General features: G+C 35.5%; 16 protein-coding genes. 4 read left to right on the top strand and 12 right to left on the bottom strand.

What is annotated here, in order from left to right:
• Positions 1-16: 16 nt before the first annotated feature.
• On the bottom strand, positions 17-424 hold the full coding sequence (locus QMG60_RS14900) for a cupin domain-containing protein (RefSeq protein ID WP_281865455.1): 408 nt from the start codon (positions 422-424) through the stop codon (positions 17-19).
• A 163-nt stretch (positions 425-587) separates the two neighbouring features.
• A complete protein-coding gene (locus QMG60_RS14895) occupies positions 588-1,886 on the bottom strand; it encodes an amidohydrolase family protein (RefSeq protein WP_281865454.1) in 1,299 nt (432 codons plus the stop codon).
• 98 nt (positions 1,887-1,984) lie between these two features.
• Here QMG60_RS14895 and QMG60_RS14890 point away from each other — a divergent pair, with 98 nt between their 5' ends.
• The 4 genes from QMG60_RS14890 (at position 1,985) to QMG60_RS14875 (ending at position 5,430) form a co-directional block, all read left to right on the top strand.
• Positions 1,985-2,809: an AraC family transcriptional regulator gene (locus QMG60_RS14890; RefSeq protein WP_281865453.1), complete on the top strand. Its 825-nt coding sequence runs from the start codon at positions 1,985-1,987 to the stop codon at positions 2,807-2,809.
• A gap of 303 nt (positions 2,810-3,112) precedes the next feature.
• Positions 3,113-3,508 (top strand): DoxX family protein, encoded by a 396-nt coding sequence (locus QMG60_RS14885; RefSeq protein WP_281865452.1) that lies wholly within the window; start codon positions 3,113-3,115, stop codon positions 3,506-3,508.
• Positions 3,509-3,663: 155 nt separating this feature from the next.
• Complete coding sequence (locus tag QMG60_RS14880; protein ID WP_281865451.1) at positions 3,664-4,551, top strand: oxidoreductase; 888 nt, start codon at positions 3,664-3,666, stop codon at positions 4,549-4,551.
• A 63-nt stretch (positions 4,552-4,614) separates the two neighbouring features.
• Positions 4,615-5,430, top strand: a complete 816-nt coding sequence (locus tag QMG60_RS14875; protein ID WP_281865450.1) for an AraC family transcriptional regulator — start codon at positions 4,615-4,617, stop codon at positions 5,428-5,430.
• A 192-nt stretch (positions 5,431-5,622) separates the two neighbouring features.
• Here the strand turns inward: QMG60_RS14875 and QMG60_RS14870 are convergent, their stop codons facing one another.
• From QMG60_RS14870 to QMG60_RS14825, 10 genes are all read right to left on the bottom strand, one after another.
• Positions 5,623-6,390: a LytTR family DNA-binding domain-containing protein gene (locus QMG60_RS14870; protein WP_281865449.1), complete on the bottom strand. Its 768-nt coding sequence runs from the start codon at positions 6,388-6,390 to the stop codon at positions 5,623-5,625.
• Positions 6,371-7,387: a histidine kinase gene (locus QMG60_RS14865; RefSeq protein ID WP_281865448.1), complete on the bottom strand. Its 1,017-nt coding sequence runs from the start codon at positions 7,385-7,387 to the stop codon at positions 6,371-6,373. Before QMG60_RS14865 ends, QMG60_RS14870 begins: the two co-directional genes overlap by 20 nt.
• A gap of 269 nt (positions 7,388-7,656) precedes the next feature.
• The gene (locus QMG60_RS14860) at positions 7,657-8,427 is read right to left on the bottom strand and encodes a DUF1223 domain-containing protein (RefSeq protein ID WP_281865447.1); all 771 of its coding nucleotides are present in this window, start codon (positions 8,425-8,427) and stop codon (positions 7,657-7,659) included.
• A 54-nt stretch (positions 8,428-8,481) separates the two neighbouring features.
• Positions 8,482-8,892 (bottom strand): organic hydroperoxide resistance protein, encoded by a 411-nt coding sequence (locus tag QMG60_RS14855; protein ID WP_134141431.1) that lies wholly within the window; start codon positions 8,890-8,892, stop codon positions 8,482-8,484.
• Positions 8,893-8,952: 60 nt separating this feature from the next.
• Positions 8,953-9,993 (bottom strand): alpha/beta hydrolase, encoded by a 1,041-nt coding sequence (locus QMG60_RS14850; RefSeq protein WP_281865446.1) that lies wholly within the window; start codon positions 9,991-9,993, stop codon positions 8,953-8,955.
• Between the two features lie 500 nt (positions 9,994-10,493).
• Positions 10,494-10,874: a response regulator gene (locus QMG60_RS14845; protein WP_057118138.1), complete on the bottom strand. Its 381-nt coding sequence runs from the start codon at positions 10,872-10,874 to the stop codon at positions 10,494-10,496.
• Between the two features lie 281 nt (positions 10,875-11,155).
• Positions 11,156-12,277: an alpha/beta hydrolase-fold protein gene (locus tag QMG60_RS14840; protein WP_281865445.1), complete on the bottom strand. Its 1,122-nt coding sequence runs from the start codon at positions 12,275-12,277 to the stop codon at positions 11,156-11,158.
• Positions 12,278-12,304: 27 nt separating this feature from the next.
• Positions 12,305-13,531 carry a glycosyl hydrolase family 8 gene (locus QMG60_RS14835; protein WP_281865444.1) on the bottom strand — a complete coding sequence of 409 codons (1,227 nt, stop codon included), beginning with the start codon at positions 13,529-13,531 and terminating at the stop codon, positions 12,305-12,307.
• 181 nt (positions 13,532-13,712) lie between these two features.
• A complete protein-coding gene (locus QMG60_RS14830; RefSeq protein WP_281865443.1) occupies positions 13,713-15,209 on the bottom strand; it encodes a RagB/SusD family nutrient uptake outer membrane protein in 1,497 nt (498 codons plus the stop codon).
• Positions 15,210-15,218: 9 nt separating this feature from the next.
• Positions 15,219-18,227: a TonB-dependent receptor gene (locus QMG60_RS14825; RefSeq protein ID WP_057118144.1), complete on the bottom strand. Its 3,009-nt coding sequence runs from the start codon at positions 18,225-18,227 to the stop codon at positions 15,219-15,221.
• Positions 18,228-18,342 lie beyond the last annotated feature (115 nt).

Here is an 18,342-nt window from a genome sequence, read left to right as displayed (position 1 = left end):
AGATTTTCAGTATAGTTTACTTTTTCATTACCAAGACAGGTTTTCCTTTTTCCACTATATATGTTGCCAGTTCCGAAGCTTTTGCATGACTGTTATTTCTTGCAGAGTGAACTACGCCAGCAGGGATAAAAAGTACTTCTCCGGCCTTTAAAGTAACAGGAGACTGACCTTCGACTTCATATTCCAATACGCCATCAAGAACATAAATAACTTCCTCTCCGGGGTGAGAATGTTTTCCAAAAGCAGTATGAGCATCAAAATCGATGCGTGCCTGAACCGTTTCGTATCCCGGTACACTAAGATCGTAACGCTGCAAATCAGTACGTTTTATTCCTGATTGCTGGGCAGAAACAGTATTGGTAATAATCAATGCTAAAAGGCTAAGGGCAGAAACTGTAGTTGATGCAAAATTTAAAGTTTTCATGTTTAATCGTTTTAATTAATTTGTTGTTTTTGTTAATATTCTTGTCAAAAGTACCAAGGCTTTACTGGCATTGAAATGATAATATACCTCAAATGGACAAAGTGAGAAATGAAGTGGACAAAAGTGGAGTTATGATTATTATGGATTATAAAACTTTGTCGATTTAGCTGTGATAAGACTCACCTTCCTTCCATATTCCCACTATAGATAGAGAATCAGAAATATTAATAGTAGGATCACCTTTAACTAAAAGCAAATCTGCTCTCAATCCCTCAGCAATTGATCCTCTGTCTAATAAGTTAAATCTTTTAGATGGTACTGATGTGGCTGCTCTTAATGCCTCAATTGGGCTTAATCCCGCTTCTACTAACAGCTGCATTTCATGATGAACACTCACACCATGTGCAAGTCCGCCCAAATGGGGCATCGGTACAGATACATCTGTTCCAACAAGTATATCTACTCCTGCGTCTCGTAAATCCCTCACGTTGTCAAAGTTATCTTTCATATTGCCTTCGGGAAAAGTATTGAAACAAGAACACATGGTCATTTTCCAGTCTTCATTTAATTTTTTATCAACTCTTTCATCATGCGCAACATGGCAGGCAGAATTACCTATAATCGATGAATTTAATACCAGACAAGGAGTTACGAAAATTCCCTTGCCCGCAATAGCTTCAATGAGTTCTTTGGTCCAATCTGGTCTGTCAATAAATAGATGTGCCAAGCCGTCGACACCAATTTCGACCGCTGTTTTGGCCGCTTCTGCCGTTAAAACGTGGGCTATTGCAATCTTATCTAATTTATGAGCTTCATCAACTGCTGCTTTTAATACCGGAGTTTCAATGACAGGTAAACCCGGTGCATTCATTACAGTTCCTTCCTCAATCATTATTTTAAAATAATCTGCACCATTATTTACCTGACGATGAACAAAATCTATTGCTCCGCTAATTGAGGTAACATCGGCACCTATTTCTTCTTCTTCCTTTTGAGCTTGGTGAGCAGCTAAAAAAATGGCCTTTTCTTCTTCACTCATTTTCTCCATTTCTTTTAACACGAATTCCGGAATACCATCACCTTTAGGAATAAGCTCGTCTGGATGACCGCCGGGAGCTGTTAGACCCATACCGGCAGAACGCACATCGGCAGCACCTGTAACTCCTTTTAATTGGGTTTCACGTCCTTTACTGGTAAATCCTCCCATCATTTCTAATTCGGTAGTGATACCGAATTTTAATGCATCTTTTAAGAATTCTACGGAGGTATGCACATGGGCATCTATTAAACCAGGCAGCAGAGTACAGCCTGATCCGTCAATAACTTCACTTATGTCTTCTGGTAATTCATTTAGAATGGAAGTAATTACACCGTCACTAAAGACAACTGTTTTTATACCAATTACATTCTTGCCATCAAACACATTTACATTGCTGATGGCTTTAGTTTTAATAGTAGTCATTTTGAATTATTTAAATTAATTTTTAGGCAAAGTTATCTAGTCAATAAGGATTAAAATAGCTACATTTGACACAATAATAGCTCTAAAAGGTCATTATAATGAAATTACATTTAAAGGAGGAATTCGGTTTTTTAGCGGGTTTTGCGGATTTATTAGGTACAGAGGTAAAAAATGGAATATTAGTAATACCCGACAATAAAGGGAAAGGCTATTTAAGAGGATTTAGATTAGACAATTCCATAAATATGCTTGTAAGTTTTTATGAGTTTAATGACAATGTGCTTGCGAAAAGACTAGGAGGTCAAAATACACTGAATAGAATACTATTTTCTTTTAATAATATTTTTCCAGATGCCGATTCAAAAAACAAATATTCAGGAAATCTTCCTTCAATTCAGATTTTTAAGGGAAAACTTAATATTGAAACATTCTATCCGGGTAGAACTAAATTCAACTCTATTTTTATTGGAATCGATTCCGATAAATTAGCCAAAACTCTAGGAGTGAATATTGACAATGAAATTTTCAGAAATATTATTACCAGCGAACAGTCGATCTTATTTGAAGAGCTGCTTTCGCCAAAAATTGAGCAGGTGGCTATGGAAATTATTCAGGCTGATATTCCAGCTTCCCTCAATGATTTCTTTTTTAAAATTAAAGCCGAGGAATTAATCTGTCTGACTTTAAAAGAACTTTTTAAAAGAGAAAATCCAACTACACATGCACTAAATCAAATAGATGTTCAAAAAATTTATAAAGTGCGAGATACAATCTTGAACAACATTGCTGCGCCTCCCGTTATAAAACAACTGGCTTCAGAAGTAGGAATGAGCGAATCAAAGTTTAAAAGACTATTTAAACAAATTTTTGGGGACAGTTTGTTTAGCTATTACCAAAAATTCCGAATGAAAGAGGCAGCATGATTACTAAAAGAAAATAAAATGACTGTGTCAGAGGTTGGCTTTAAGATGGGATTTTCTAATTTAAGTCACTTTGCCAAGGTTTTTGAGGAACATATTGGGACCAAGCCAAAATCGTTCCAAAAAATCAAATAAAATTAAAGAGCAATGCTGACTATTTCGATCAAATTGTAAAGCTTTAAATAAAATTAGCCTCCAAATTGTCTATTTAAAGATCGAAATTGTCCACTTCAATTACTTATGATTATCTAATGAGAGTGTTCTGATGCAAATTTGCCCTGTTTAACAGCTTAAAATTTTAAAATCATGAATGCAAAAACAACAAAAATTATTTACTGGACAGGTGTTATCTTAACTTCTTTATGGTTTGGAGCCAGCGGTTTTTTCGAACTTACTACAAATCCTATTGTTTGGGGAATTACCCAGCAATTAGGATATCCAGAACATTTCATCTACCTGCTTGGTGTGTTTAAAGCCGCAGGAGTTATCGTGTTATTAATTCCAAATAAGTTACTGCGGTTGAAAGAATGGGTCTTTGCGGGTATTTTCTTTGATATCACTTTTGCGTTCTTTTCAAAACTCGCAGTACTAGGCTTTTCTGCAGTAACTGACGCTGTTATTGCTTTTGTAATGGTTAGCATAACTTATTTAATGTTTAGAAAATTATACACTGTTCACTACATTACCCATAAAACTGAATAGATTTATTATTTATTGGAATAGTAAAGCCTGAGATAATCTCAGGCTTTTTCGTTATAGAATCATGAGCTTTCTAACAAATAAATTTGAGCTTTCTAACAAAATACTCATCCCTGCTTCTGCCGTAATTTTGTACTGAACATTTAAATACAATTACAATGAATAAAATATGGTTTATTACAGGAAGCTCAAGAGGATTAGGACGTAATCTTACAGAAGCAGTTTTAAAAAGCGGTGATAAAGTTGTGGCAACGGCCCGCGATATCGATCAGTTAAATGATTTGAAGGCTCTTTACAAAGATCAAATCTTTCCGCTAGCCTTAGATGTTACTAACTATGAACAAGTGTATAGTGCGGTTAAAACGGCTGCAGAACATTTTGGAAGAATTGACGTCTTGGTAAACAATGCAGGATTCGGAATTATCGGGGCTGCCGAAGCTTACACCAGTGAGCAGGTCCGCAGTCAGTTAGAAACTAATTTATATGCCCCAATTGAGATTACGCGTGCCGTCCTTCCTTATATGCGCAAACAGGGGTCAGGAAGGATTTTACAAATCAGTTCTATTGGCGGACGCGTTGGTAATCCAGGTCTAACGATGTATCAGGCGGCAAAATTTGGTCTAAGCGGCTTTACCGAAGCTTTGGCCAAAGAAGTTTCTTCGTTAGGAATATTGGTAACTAGTGTCGAACCAGGCGGTTTCCGTACCGATTGGGCTGGCGCTTCTATGTCTTACGCAACTGAAATAGAAGGCTACGAAATGGTAAAACAACGTACTGATTTTTTCAAAGGAGGACAATTTGTTGCTGTTGGTGATCCCGAAAAAGCAGCCAAAGTGATGGTGGATTTAGCGTCTCATCCAAACCCTCCTGTACACTTGGTACTAGGTAGTGAAGCAATTGGTATATTAAAAAATGCTGACCAAAAGCGAACAGAAGAAATGGAAAATTGGATGAATGTTAGTATATCAACAGATCATGATGAAGCAGGAAGCTTTTTTGATACCGCACAAGGAAAATGGTATACCAATAATACTAAAAAAGAATAATTTAAATACATTCTGTAATGGTCAGTACTAAATATTGCTGACCATTTTTTATAAATTTGTAATATGAACGATTCAAAAATAAATCAGAAAATACCAGCAATTGCTTATTCGTGCTATTATACCCAAAATCGCGAAGGTGAACAATTTGCTGCAGAACATGTTTTAAGTTTTCAGATTTCAGGAATACTTACTTTAAACAACGGCATCAGAGAATATATTTTCAAACCGGGTGATTTTCGATTTATCAAAAGGAATCAGCTTATAAAATTCAATAAACAGCCTGATCCTAATGCTGCATTTCAATCCATTTCAATTTATTTGAATCAGGAAGCATTGCGTGATTTCTCAATAAAACACAATCAAAAGACCAGTTTAATTAAAAGTCCTGAAACAGAAACTGTTTTTCAATTGGAAGAAACTCCACTGCTTAAAAGTTTAATGGGATCTTTGATTCCTTATATCAACGAAGATCAATTAATTACAGAAGAACTTCAAACTTTAAAAGTAAATGAAGCTATTACCATTTTATTGCAATGTAAACCCGAACTCAAAGATACTTTATTTGATTTTAATGAGCCGGGGAAAATTGATTTGGAAGCTTTCATGAAAAAGAATTTTCATTTTAATGTGCAGTTAGACCGTTTTGCCTACCTCACTGGTAGAAGCCTGGCCACTTTTAAACGTGACTTTCAGCGTATTTTTGAAGTTTCGCCAAGCCGTTGGTTATTACAAAAAAGATTACAGCAGGCTTATTATCTGATAAAAGAAAAAGGAAAAACCCCAACTGAAGTCTATCTTGAAGTAGGTTTTGAAGACCTGTCCCATTTTTCATTTGCCTTTAAGAAACAATATGGATTGTCTCCTTCGAAGGTCTTTTAATTTTTTTTTGTTTCAGGTTTCATGTTTCATGTCTAAAGTTCTGGTTTATACGGCATGTCGTCCAGATATCTATATAATCTTTCTTTTTGCCCGTTTGGCAACCTGAGCCAGAGGTTTCGGGACTGAAACTTGAAACTTAATCCCGAAGTTTCAAAACATGAAACATGAAACATCAAACAAAAAAACTAATCTTTACCTATTTTCCAGCCAGTTCAAAAAGGCGGTTGCTTTCTCTTTTCCTACCAACAATTTTTCTTCTGTTGGAATGGTTAATTTGATAATTAACTTACGAGAGAAATAATGTTCTGCCTCTCTAATTGCTGCAAAATTCACCAAATACTGCCTGTTGATCCTGAAGAATTGTATGGGCGATAACAGCTTATGAACCTCATCTAATGATTGTGTAATTTGATATTCAGTTTTATCAAAACACATGATGGTTGGAGTTTCATTTTTAATATAAAACAAAGCAATATTCTCGGTTAAAACTGTTTGGTATTTATTATTTTTAAAAACCAAAAAACTGCTTTTCCCTTTATTCTCGCCAGTTCGTGTCAATAAATACTCGAAATCTGGTATCATCTTTTTATTTCTTTGGAAGAAATTCTTCAGTTCTGCTGCTTTCTTAATAGCCTGTGCAATACTTTCTCTTGAAAATGGTTTCAATACGTAGTCAATTCCGTTTGACTTAAATGCCTCAATTGCATAGTCATCAAATGCGGTGCTGAATATTACTGGTGATACAACCTCTACATTTTTGAAAATTTCAAAACACAGACCATCTGCCAGCTGAATATCCATGAAAATAAGATCTGGCTGATCATTTTCTGACAGATAACTCACGGCACCATCTATGCTCTGTATATACGACAAAATTTGAGTATCAGGTCTGATGCTCAGAATAAGCTGCCCAAGCGCTTTGGCTGTTTTTACCTCATCTTCAATTATTATGATAGTCATAGATCATTGGTATTTTTACTTTAAATATAGTTTCGGTTTTATCAATTTGAATTTCCTTATGAACTAAATGCATAAGTCGATTATTGATGTTATCCAGACCAACACCTGTTGACAAAACACCTCTTTTGAGCTGTATTGGATTTTCAATAACTAAAAAATCGTCCTCTGAGTATAACTTGATTCGCAATGGTTTTTCAAGGGAAACCACGTTATGTTTGATGCAGTTTTCTATTAATAACTGAACAGTAAAAGGGGGAACTACAGACTCGTATTGTTTTTGATCCACTTCATTTATCAGAACGAATCCATCTTCAAAACGCGCTTTGAGCAGAAACACATAAGAATCTAAAATTTGAAGTTCTTCTTTTAAGGGTATTAAATCTAACTTTCGGCTTTCGAGTGTAAAACGGTAAAAATCAGATAATTTTAAAATAAAGTCAGCACTCTGCGGATCCTGAATTTCTACCATAGATTTCAGCGTATTGAGGCTATTAAATAAAAAATGGGGATTTACCTGCTGTTTCAGTAATTCGTACTGCGCTCCTAGATTAACAGCATGCGTGCGTTCTAATTCCAGTCCCATCTTCTGGGTCTGATAGTTTTGAAAAAGCAGATGCAGAAACATATAAACAATCAGATTAATTAATACGCCCCGCAATTCAAACATGATTGGAGCATCCATTTTAGAAATCTGAAAAAGTTCCTGATGCCCAATTACCAGAATGACCATAATTAGAATCCCCAATATCACACTTAGTAAAAGTTTCCAGTTAAACAAACTTTTATTGGTACGCTGCGACGAGAACTTTGGAAGGCTGTAAATATTATAATACCAAATAAATATAGAGAACATTAAGGTAATCGAAGAATTGATGACAATATCTCCAGGAGTTGAACCAGCGTCAAATAACTTTGGTATCGAAGCAAGAACCGCCAATGCTATAGAACTTCCCCAAATCACCTTTCGGGAAACGTGAAAGTTTTTTACTTTTTCCATATATTTTTTATGTGTTTTTAGATCTCGCTTTGTCAAAGATAGGATATTTTGAAAGTATTTTTTAATCCCTAAAAAAATCGGAACAAAATATTTCTGTTCCGATTTTATCTTTAGTAAGTTCAAATTTCAAAGCCAAAGTGCCTTATTCTCCTGCATTAACAACATGATATTTTCTTTTATAATAAGATCACTTTTATTACGCTTAAAACTTTTGGTACGTTTTGCTTCCGGCATTTTACTGCAACAGGATAAGCTTAAAAAAACTGTTTTCATAAAATCGGAGATTGTTGTAACACAGCTCGTGATGCTCCCATAACACTTCCTGTATTATTGTCCTGAATAAAACCAATCACTTCAAAATCTTTTGTATTAAATTTTTTTGGCAGATGAATCCATACTATTCCTTTTTTATCTTTTAAAGCTGACGACTGTAAATGACGAACAATTTGATAATGCGATAGAATGCGGTTAGCATTCTCTCCTCTTTTTACATTGCTTTTAGCTGTTTTCTGAACAATTGCAAGTAACAAGCTGCTGTTTTTAAAAACGCCTTCTATATTGTAATTTACTTTAAGATTATTATTGGCCTGAGTGCCTTCGAGAAATAATTTGGCAGCAGCAGGTTTTGAAAGTGCAGACTTGATTCCATTTCTAACAGTAGTTTCCTGCGAAGCAATATAATCAGTTTTTCCGTTTACAACCAGCTGTGGTGTATAAATTGGTTCTTTTCCCAGAAATTTTGCATAATCGTACTGCCTTTTGGTATAAGCTGAATTGCTAAAGACATCTTTCCATCCTTGTCTGTCCCAATAATCGACATGATAAGCCAAAATATAAACCTCATGGTTTTTATATTCATTTTGGATTCTTCCCATCAGTTCATCTGCAGGCGGACAGCTTGAGCAGCCTTCAGAAGTGTATAATTCTAATAAAGCAAAACCTTTCTCTGCTGTTTTATCTGGATTTTGCCCTAAAACAGTCACTCCTATTAAAAGCATCAATGTGATGAAAACAGCTGGTAATAATTGTATCTTTTTCATGATGTAAATTGACTATAATAAGCCTCATTCGAAGAGACTCTTGATTTTAAATGTTTAAAGGATATTAATTTCAACATTAATATTTCCTCTTACTGCTTTAGAGTAAGGACAGGTCTGATGTGCTTCATCGGCTACTTTTCTTGCTGTGTGAGGATCTAGACCTGGCAGACTAATATTCAATCTTGCCTGAAGAGAATATGCACCTTCTGTCACGCACAAGTCTACTTCAGCATCTACCGAAGTATCCGACGGAAGTTTAATATTTAACTTTGAGGCGGCAATTCCCATTGCACCAATAAAACATGCTGACCAGCCTGCCGCCAAAAGTTGTTCCGGATTTGTCCCAGAACGTGAAGAACCTGGAGAACTAAGTTTAATATTCAATTGTTCATCTGAACTTTGTGATGCTCCTTCGCGGCCGCCAGTCGTGTGTGTCCTGCCTGTGTATAAAATTTTTGTTTCCATAATTTTTTAATTGTGTGTTGTGAAATGTTAATTGTGTGTTGTGCTTGCTTTTTACTTTATTTATTTTTTACTTAAATTATCGACGTCTATAATTGCTTTTGCAAATGCCTGTGGATCTTCTTGAGGAACATTATGTCCGATGCCTTTGAGGATTCTGTGTTCATATTTTCCTTTGAATTTGTCTGCGTACGCTTTTCCATCGGCGAAAGCACCGTCAAAATCGCTTCCTATTGTAATAGTAGGCACTTTAATTGCAGGTCTTGCTGCTAAACGTTTTTCTAAACTATCGTATTTAGATTCTCCCGCTTCAAGTGATTGTCTCCATCTGTAATTATGAATAACGATTGCTACGTGGTCCGGATTGTCAAAAGACTGCGCCGTTTGATCGTAAGTCGCTTTATCGAACTTCCATAATGGAGAGGCGATCTGCCAGATTTGTTTATTAAACTCGTAGGTATTTTGAGTGTATCCTAATTTTCCCCTTTCTGTTGCAAAGTAATATTGATACCACCATCCTAATTCTGCTTTTGGAGGCAGCGGTTTTAAATTAGCTTCAAGATTTACAACCAAATAACCGCTGACAGAAACTAATCCTTGTAAACGTTCAGGCCAAAGTACCGCCATAACAACCGCTGTCCTAGCTCCCCAATCAAAACCTCCAATAATGGCTTTATCAATTTTAAGCGCATCCATCAAAGCAATAATATCAGTTGCTAATGCTGCTTGCTGTCCGTTTCTAAAAGTATCTTTCGAAAGGAATGTCGTAGTTCCAGATCCCCTTAAATATGGAGTGATTACTCTATAGCCTTTTGCAGCTAAAATAGGAACCACTTCCTTATAACTGTGAATATCATAAGGCCAGCCGTGGAGCAGTATTACAGTAGTTCCTTTGGAAGGTCCAGCTTCAGTATAGCCTACGTTTAATAAACCAGCATTAACTTGTTTTAGTGTTCCCAAAGAAGGACTTATTGTTACTGCATTTGGTTTCTGGTTTTCTGATTGTGCATTGACAGCATTAAAGCTTAAAAAAAGAGCAGTAATTAAAAATACCTTAGAAGTTAAAGCTGTTATACGGTTGGTGATTTTTGATATTGTTTTCATAATCCTGATGTTTTAATCATTTACCTATTAGTTAATTTATTAGTCAAAAGTATAGCTGCAGTTCTGGTTTTAAAATCAGAAAATATCCCAAACGGACAAACTAGGGCGTGAAATGGACAGGCTTAAATTTGAAAATTCTATATAAAAAAATAACCTGCAGGTGCAGGCTGATTTAAGAAAAAAACTAAATGATTAAAAAGGAAAAAGGAAAGCTCTAAAAAGCATCACCATAAGGATATGCAGCGCAATAAGCACCGAGAAGAAAACAAAAGTAATTGAAATCAGTTATGAGTATAAAACTGACTTTTTGATTCTGTCTCGAAAAAAATTACATATTTAATAGCAATGATTTGTGAAATTTATGATCCGTATATGCCAAGATTTGGATGGCTGCATGTGTTTTTTCACATAGATAATTAAGTCAGATATAATTAAAAAGCACACCTGTACAATGCTATAAACAAATTAGTTATAACAAAAGGACTTCGCCTGAGAACTGCCTATAATATTTCATCAAGGACTGATTTTAGTTCCTCAAATGTATCAGGCTTTGAAATATATTTTACGATCGTATCGTTTTTTAAAAGCCAGGGAATCATAATATGCTCATCTGGTGTTGAAAACATTACCACTTCAATATTTGCCAGCCTGTCATAACTGCGCAAACGGCGTATAAATTCCAGCCCATTTATAAAAGGCATATTATAATCCAGTAATATCAAATCAGGAAGTTTATCAGTAGAATTGAGTTCTGAAAGCGCTTTTATAGGATTGCCCGCAGTGCGGCAGTTCACTTCTTTGTTCAGAGAGCTGATGGCATCCATAAAATTGGTAATATCGTCATCATCATCATCTACAAGAAATATCTCTTTTCTTAACATATAATCTAATTTAATAATCTATAATCTTTACAACAGTTAATAATAACCTTAAATATAAGATTATTTTTAATTAAAAGACAAAGAAGACACAAAAAACTCCCTTTTGATACAAGAATAAAAAAAAACTCAGGTTTTTGTCTAATCCTTGTACTAAACAATCAACCTGAGCTATTTTTCCGTACTTCACTGTTCAAAATAAGATAAAAACAGTTAAAAGAAATATTATATACTACTAATGATAATGAATATGAGAACCGCAGCACTGAGCTGAAAAATTCGATTTACTTAAATAAAAGCGGTGCTAATTTATGGAAGCTTCTGCGCCAAGTCAAAAATTCGTGCCCTGTATTTTCTGAAACATAAGAGACCGCATTGAATCCTTCCTCTTTCAAAGTCTTTACAGCAGTTTCTACATTCTCTGGTCTTTCTCGACTTCCACAGCTTATAAAAACCAGCTTTACTTTTGATTTATCTTTAATCTCTTCCGGCTTATAAATACCTCCACTTAGAAGTGCATATTGAGAAAAAACTTCAGGCCTATTAAGGGTAATAGAATGTGTTTCCATTCCACCCATCGACAAACCAGCCATGGCACGATTGGCTTGATTAGGAAATGTACTGAAATTTGAGTCAATATAAGGAATTAACTCTTCTACAAGAACAGTCTGAAACGGTTCTATCTTGAAACTAGCCAGACCTCCGTATTTAACATCATTTGTCATGCCATATGCCATGACGATAATAAATGGTTTTATTTTACCTTCAGCAATCAAATTATCCATAATTAAATTTACACGTCCCTGATTGCTCCAAGCCGTTTCGTCTTCTCCCCATCCGTGCTGTAAATACAAAACAGGATATTTGATGTTTTTATCTTTATTATACCCAGGTGGTGTGTAAACAAAAGCTCTACGTGAGGTATTGGTGCTTTTTGAAGGGAAAAGAATCTGCTGTACATTTCCGTGAGGAACATCTTTCAATGCATAAAAATCCTCATCATGCGCTGGTATTTCTATACCACTTTCCCAACGGGTAGATCCAAAAAAGTTAAGTGCACCTGGATCATTAAAAATTCCACCGTCAACAGTTACATGATAATAATGAAACCCTTCATCCATTGCACCTGCCGTGGTGCCTCTCCAGTAACCATCCTGATCTTTTGTTAGAACCGTTCCTCCTTTTGCTCCTCCTAACCCAAGGCTTAATACAACTGATTTAGCCTCAGGAGCTAAAATTTGAAATCGTGCATAACCTTGAGAATTGACTTTTGGGTATTCCTGCCCAGGCTGATTTATTGTTGATGGTTTAAAATCTTCTATAATAGAAGCTGGGTTTGTCTGTGCAAAACCTGCAGCGCCTATCAAAACAAATATCCATATTATAACAACTGATAACTGTTTCATATCTTTACTTTTAAGTTTAAATTCTAATTAACTCTTTGGAGTTATAATCTGGTAGTTCCCGCTAAGATGCATTAAACTGAAGAGATACATTAATCCATCATAATAGGGATCAAAGTAACCGTCTTCATAAGGTTCAAGTTTGGCATTCCAGACAGCGTGAACAAAATCCATGCTTGCTTTATCTTTATTTACTAACGATGCTGTAGCGGCGGTTCCTACTAAACCGATTGAATGTCTGAGTTTTTTAACAGGACCGGCCTGAAGAATAAAATCGGGAGTAGAACCATCAAGATTAAACTGATCTTCATACTTGTCTAATCCTTTAGATCTAAGAAAATTTTGAAAACGCTTCGCATAGTCTTCCTGCCATTCTTTATCTTTTCCGTACCAAGTATAATCCATGGCAATGTTCATAGGAACTCGCCAAGAATCATAACGGAATCCAGGAGGCATCCAAGGTGTCGGATGCGGTTCTCCATTAAATTCTGTATAATCTGAATTTAGCCCCGTCACAGGATGACAGGCTTTATGTAAAAAATTACGCGAAACATCGGCGCATTCTTTATAAAACTGCTCATGACCGTCTTTAGCATACAATGCCCATATTTCATAAAATGCAGGAACATGATAAGAAGGGTCTGTCCAGTTGTAACCTCCTCCTTCTGGCACAAAGGAAATTTGTTTATGCTCAATATTTATAATATTATGAACATTCGCTGTACCATCTTTTTTCCACATGGCATCTAAAATTCTTCTGGCTTCTTTATAGTAATTTATTCCTGTATCATTACTCCATTTATTAGAAGCAAAAAGCAGACTGGTTATAAAATACAATTCCCCGTCTGAGGCAGAGCCGGGAGAATTTTGTTTTTTGGTCTTTGGATCTACACTCCAAGCAAAATATCCTTCTCTTGGTCCTTCTTGATGCTGCATGTATTTTACAGACCACCTCCATAAACGATCAAAAACATCTTTTTTATTGAGCTGAACGGCAACCATCATTCCGTATGACATTCCTTCTGTACGGGCATCTTTATTTTTAACATCAGAAACATATCCTAAAGTTTCTCCTTCTTCAAAATATACTTTGTTTGGCCCTTCGAATATATCATAATAGGCTTTGGCTACTTTCTTGTCTATTTCGTCTTGGCTGTAACCTGCTTCCTTAAATAGATTTCTATATTGCGGTCTTTCGGATTGTGTTTTTTCCGTCTTCTTTTTTTCCTGTCCAGTAACTCGAATGGGTGTTGTCATGATGACGATCATTAAAAAAAACGAAATTTTAATTACATACCTGCTTGAGTTTTTTTTATATACAACCATATTTATTTTTTTAAATATATTCCTAATCAGAAAACCGTAAACAATAAACAGCGCAGTAAATGCGCTGTTTATACAAAACTAACTTAACTTAAACTAACCAAAATTTAAAACCTTAATAACCAGGATTATTATCACTTGGTTTTATTTTAGGATTAGACGAGGTTTCTCTGTTTGGTATTGGCCATAACTCGCTTTTACCAGCAGTAAAACCTGTTCCTTGTAATACAGTACTTGCTATACCCCATCTTATAATATCATCAAAACGAGATTGCTCTCCGGCAAATTCTACCTGACGTTCGTGCACAATTGCTGCAAAAACAGCGTCTTTTGTTGGTGCAATATTAGTTGTCAGATTTGCTCTATCGCGCACTTCTTTAATGTATGCTATTGCAGCTGTCTGAGAACCGCCGTTTCTTTGGTTTTCGCATTCGGCTTTCATCAGCAGTACATCTGCATAACGCATTACTTTAAAGTTAATGCTTGATCGGGTTGCTTCATCTTCTCTATTGTAATAGTTTTGGTATTTTTTCCAGCCGGCTCTTCTAATACCTGCAGAGGTAGTAAAGTTACCTGCTACCATTACCTTTGTTCCTTTTAAATAAGAGGAACCTGGCACATAAAAAGTATCTCCAAAACGATTATCACCTGCTTCATATGAATCTAAAAGATTATCTGACGGATAAACATTGTACCAGCTAAGATTTCCATATTCCTGACCTCTAAGCGTTGACTCATCAAAGCCTGTTCCTCCGCTATCACCAACAGCTCCCCATTGATCACCTGTTCCATTTTTTTCGTCAAACTCAATTTCAAAAATAGATTCTTTACCATGTTCTGTTTCTTCCATAAAGTTGTTGTAAAAATTGCCTTTATCTTCGAGGCTGTAACTGGTCACATTATTAAAGGCTGCTAAGGCTTCATCGTATTTTTTTTGATATAACAATACTTTACCCAAATGTGCATAAGCCACTTCTCTATTAGCCCTTCCTACTGATTCTGATGCTTTGGGTAAAAGATTTTGCGATGCAAATACAAGATCTTCTTCAATCAAGGCATACACTTCTGCTTTAGGGCTTCTTGCGTTTCCAATAATAGTACCTGATTTATAAATTGGTAAATCTCCAAAACGTCTTACTAATAGAAAATAATAGTATGCTCTTAAAAAATGAGCTTCTCCTAAATATTTATTCTTTTTTTCCTGAGATAAAACAGAATTTGGAAGTGCATTGATTTTTTCTTCGTTATCCAGCACAAAATTAGCTCTGGATATTCCTATATAACAAGATTCCCAGTAATATTGAATAATATCGTTTCCTCCGTTAAAAGAAAAATCCTGGAAAGGTTTTTTGTTACCTTCTAACTGTGGATTTCCTAAAGCATCATGCCCCATAAGATCCATCGCGAAGAAAAGATTTCTGCCATAGAGTCCTCTTGTCTGAAGATTTGCATACGAAGCATTTACTGCAGACTGCACTTGTGCTTCGGTTTTAAAGAAAGTTTCAGGCGATAAAGTATTGGGATTATTCAATTCTAATTCGCTAGTGTCACATGAAGTAATGGTTAAAACCCCAGACAGTACTATAAGTATATATTTTATTTTTCTCATCATCTTTAAATATTAAAATGTAACATCAATTCCAAAAATTACAGATTTTGGCTGTGGATACCTTCCTAAATCAATTCCTGCTGAATTTGCATTACCATCTGCACGTGCAATCTCTGGGTCTAAACCTGAGTAATTTGTGATAGTAATAAGGTTCTGTCCGCTTACGTAGAATCTTGCTTTTGAGAAATAACTCTTAAATGAATCTCCTGATAGTGTATATCCTAAGGCTATATTTTTTAATCTTGTAAAAGAACCATCTTCGATGTAGCGCTGGTTGGCTGAAGACCAGTTTATATCAGCTCCCTGTGCTCTTGGTAATGTAGCTGAAGGATTTGTTACAACGCCATTTACAACAACTGCTCTATCTAAAACATCTGTGCTTGCGTTAAACAAACGGTTCATTCCTTTTAGATCAAAGGTGTTTGCATTGTAAATATCATTACCTGCAACTCCAGTTATGAAACAATTGAAATCAAAGTTTTTATATGCGGCACTAAGATTTAAACCATAAGTGAAATCAGGATATGGATTTCCAATGTTTGTTTTGTCATCTGCGTTGATTACTTTATTGCCATCGCGGTCAACAATTTTTAGATCACCTGGTTTAATTGTAGTCTGTCCTGGTCCAAAAACCGCATCAACTTCTGCTTGGTTTTGATAAATTCCATTGGTCTGATATCCATAAAAGTAAAATAACGGCTGACCTACTTCTAGTCTTGAAAAATTCTCTAAACCTGCTCTTGCCGAAGGTCCGCCTAATACACTAGTTACTCCTGGCGCTAAACTTACTACCTCATTTTTACTTGTCCCTAAATTTGCCACTGCAGACCATGTAAAGTCCCCTTTTCTGTCATTGAAACCTATTGAAACTTCATAACCGCTTACTTTTACGTCTGCAATATTTTGAATCTGAGTCCCGCCGCCTGCAGACCCAACAGAAGCTGCAAGAGGAACTGCAAACAGAATATCACTACTCTTATTGTTAAAATATTCGAATGAACCCGTTAGTTTTTCATCAAAAAAACCAAAATCTAAACCGATATTTCTATCTAATTTTGACTCCCATTTTAAGTTAGGATTAGCGGCAACTCCCAAAGAAACACCGGGTGCGTTTGCTCCTCCAATAGGGTAATTATAGTTTGCCAATAAAGTGGCACTATATTGATAATTATCTATTCTGTCGTTTCCTGTTGTTCCAGTACTAGCTCTAAGTTTTAATGTGCTGAAAATAGAATTTTGCATAAAATTTTCTTTAGCTATATTCCAACCAACTGCAACAGAATAAAAATTCCCCCAGCGGTTATTAGCTCCAAAACGAGAAGATGCATCTCTACGTCCTGAAACAGCAAGAAGATATTTATCATCGTAGTCGTAGTTAATACGGGCAATGTATCCTATGTTTTTTTCTTCGTAATTAGCAGATCCTAAACTTCCTTCATTATAACGAAGCTGATCAATTTCATCTGAAATATAATAACGGCTTCCGGCTGCTAGATTTTGAGATTTTCCATCAATTTTAGTAATAACTCCTAACACTTCAAGATTGTGCTTTTGAGCAATAGTCGTTTTATAGGTTAAGCTATTATCAAAAACGATAGTCTGCCCTTGTGAATTTGTTTCGTTTGTTGAAGAAAATGCCTGTTTGTGATAAGAACCATCCTGAAAGCTTGGAATAAAAGTATGGTCTTTACTTGTATAGTAATCTAAAGAAACTTGTGATCTGAATTTCAATCCTTTGTAAATTTCTAATTCAGCAAAAATATTTCCAATTATAGACAAGTTATTAATTTTCTGGTATCCTAAATTAGCGACACGAACAGGATTTTCTGCATCATTCCCATCAATAGCACTTGGTCCTTGATAGCCTCCTAAGCTATTTTCATTGTAAATTGGCAAGTACGGCGCCATTTTAATAGCATGCTCTAATAATGTTCTTCCTCCTGACGTTCGTTCTGGATTAATGGTGCTGAAAGAAACTCCAATGTTGCTCCCTATTTTTAATTTACCAATATCCTGCGTGTTATTAGCTCTAAAAGAATAACGTTCGAAACCTGTATTTACAATAGCGCCATCCTGCTTCATATATTCTGCAGAATAACGGCTTGTAGAATTCTCTGTACCATTTGAAAAACTCAAATTGTAATCCTGCATAATTCCCGTTTGAAAAATCTGATCCTGCCAATTTGTATTTATGTTTCCAAATTCAGCTGCTCTTGCTGTTAAATCACTTCCTAAATCTTTCGCATATTGAAGATACTGCTGAGTGTTTAAAACACTATATCTTTTAGTTACTTCCTGCCCGCCCACATAAGTGCTAAAAGTTAACTGCCCTGGTCCTTTTTTACCTTTTTTAGTAGTAACTACAATTACACCATTAAAAGCTTTAGAACCGTATAAAGCTGTGGTCGATGCATCTTTTAATACAGAGATACTCTCAATATCATTAGGACTTAAACCTGAAAGATTACCTGTTAATACTCCGTCTATGACATATAAGGGTGCACTGTTTCCCATTGTAGCCAGCCCACGAATATTAACTGTAGGATTAGAACCTGGCGCACCATTTACAACTGTAACCCCTGCAGCACGTCCCTGTAATGCTGATTCAGCATTCGTAATAGGCACTGCCGCAATATCTTTTGAACTTACTGTCGAAACTGCTCCCGTAATCTTTGTTCTTTTTTGAGTACCGTAGGCTATTACAACTTCATTTAAATTTTGTGTCGATTGCACAAGGGCAACATTTATTGAATTTCTTTCTCCAACCGTAATTGTCTGTGAAATTAAACCAACAAAGGAATAAGTTATTTTATCAGTAGGATTAACTCCTTTTAAAGTGTATTTACCATCAAAATCTGTTGATGTGCTATTCTGACTGCCTTCTACATTAATACTGGCACCTGGTAATGGAAATCCTGAAGGGTCTGTAATAACGCCATTAATGGTCTTTGACTGCGCCATTATACTATGACTGCTCGCGATCAGCAGTCCGATTAGTGCAATTTTGAGTTTTAACTTCATAATTATTGTTTTAGTTTGGTTAAATAGTTTAGTGGTTTGTTTTTGTTTTAATTGAATTAGTGGTTCATAATTTCTTTTTAATTAATCTTTGAGTACTTTAATGTGAATCAATCTA

The organism is Flavobacterium sp. GSB-24 (assembly GCF_027924665.1).
GTDB lineage: Bacteria > Bacteroidota > Bacteroidia > Flavobacteriales > Flavobacteriaceae > Flavobacterium.
This window is presented reverse-complemented; position numbering and strand designations above follow the sequence as displayed.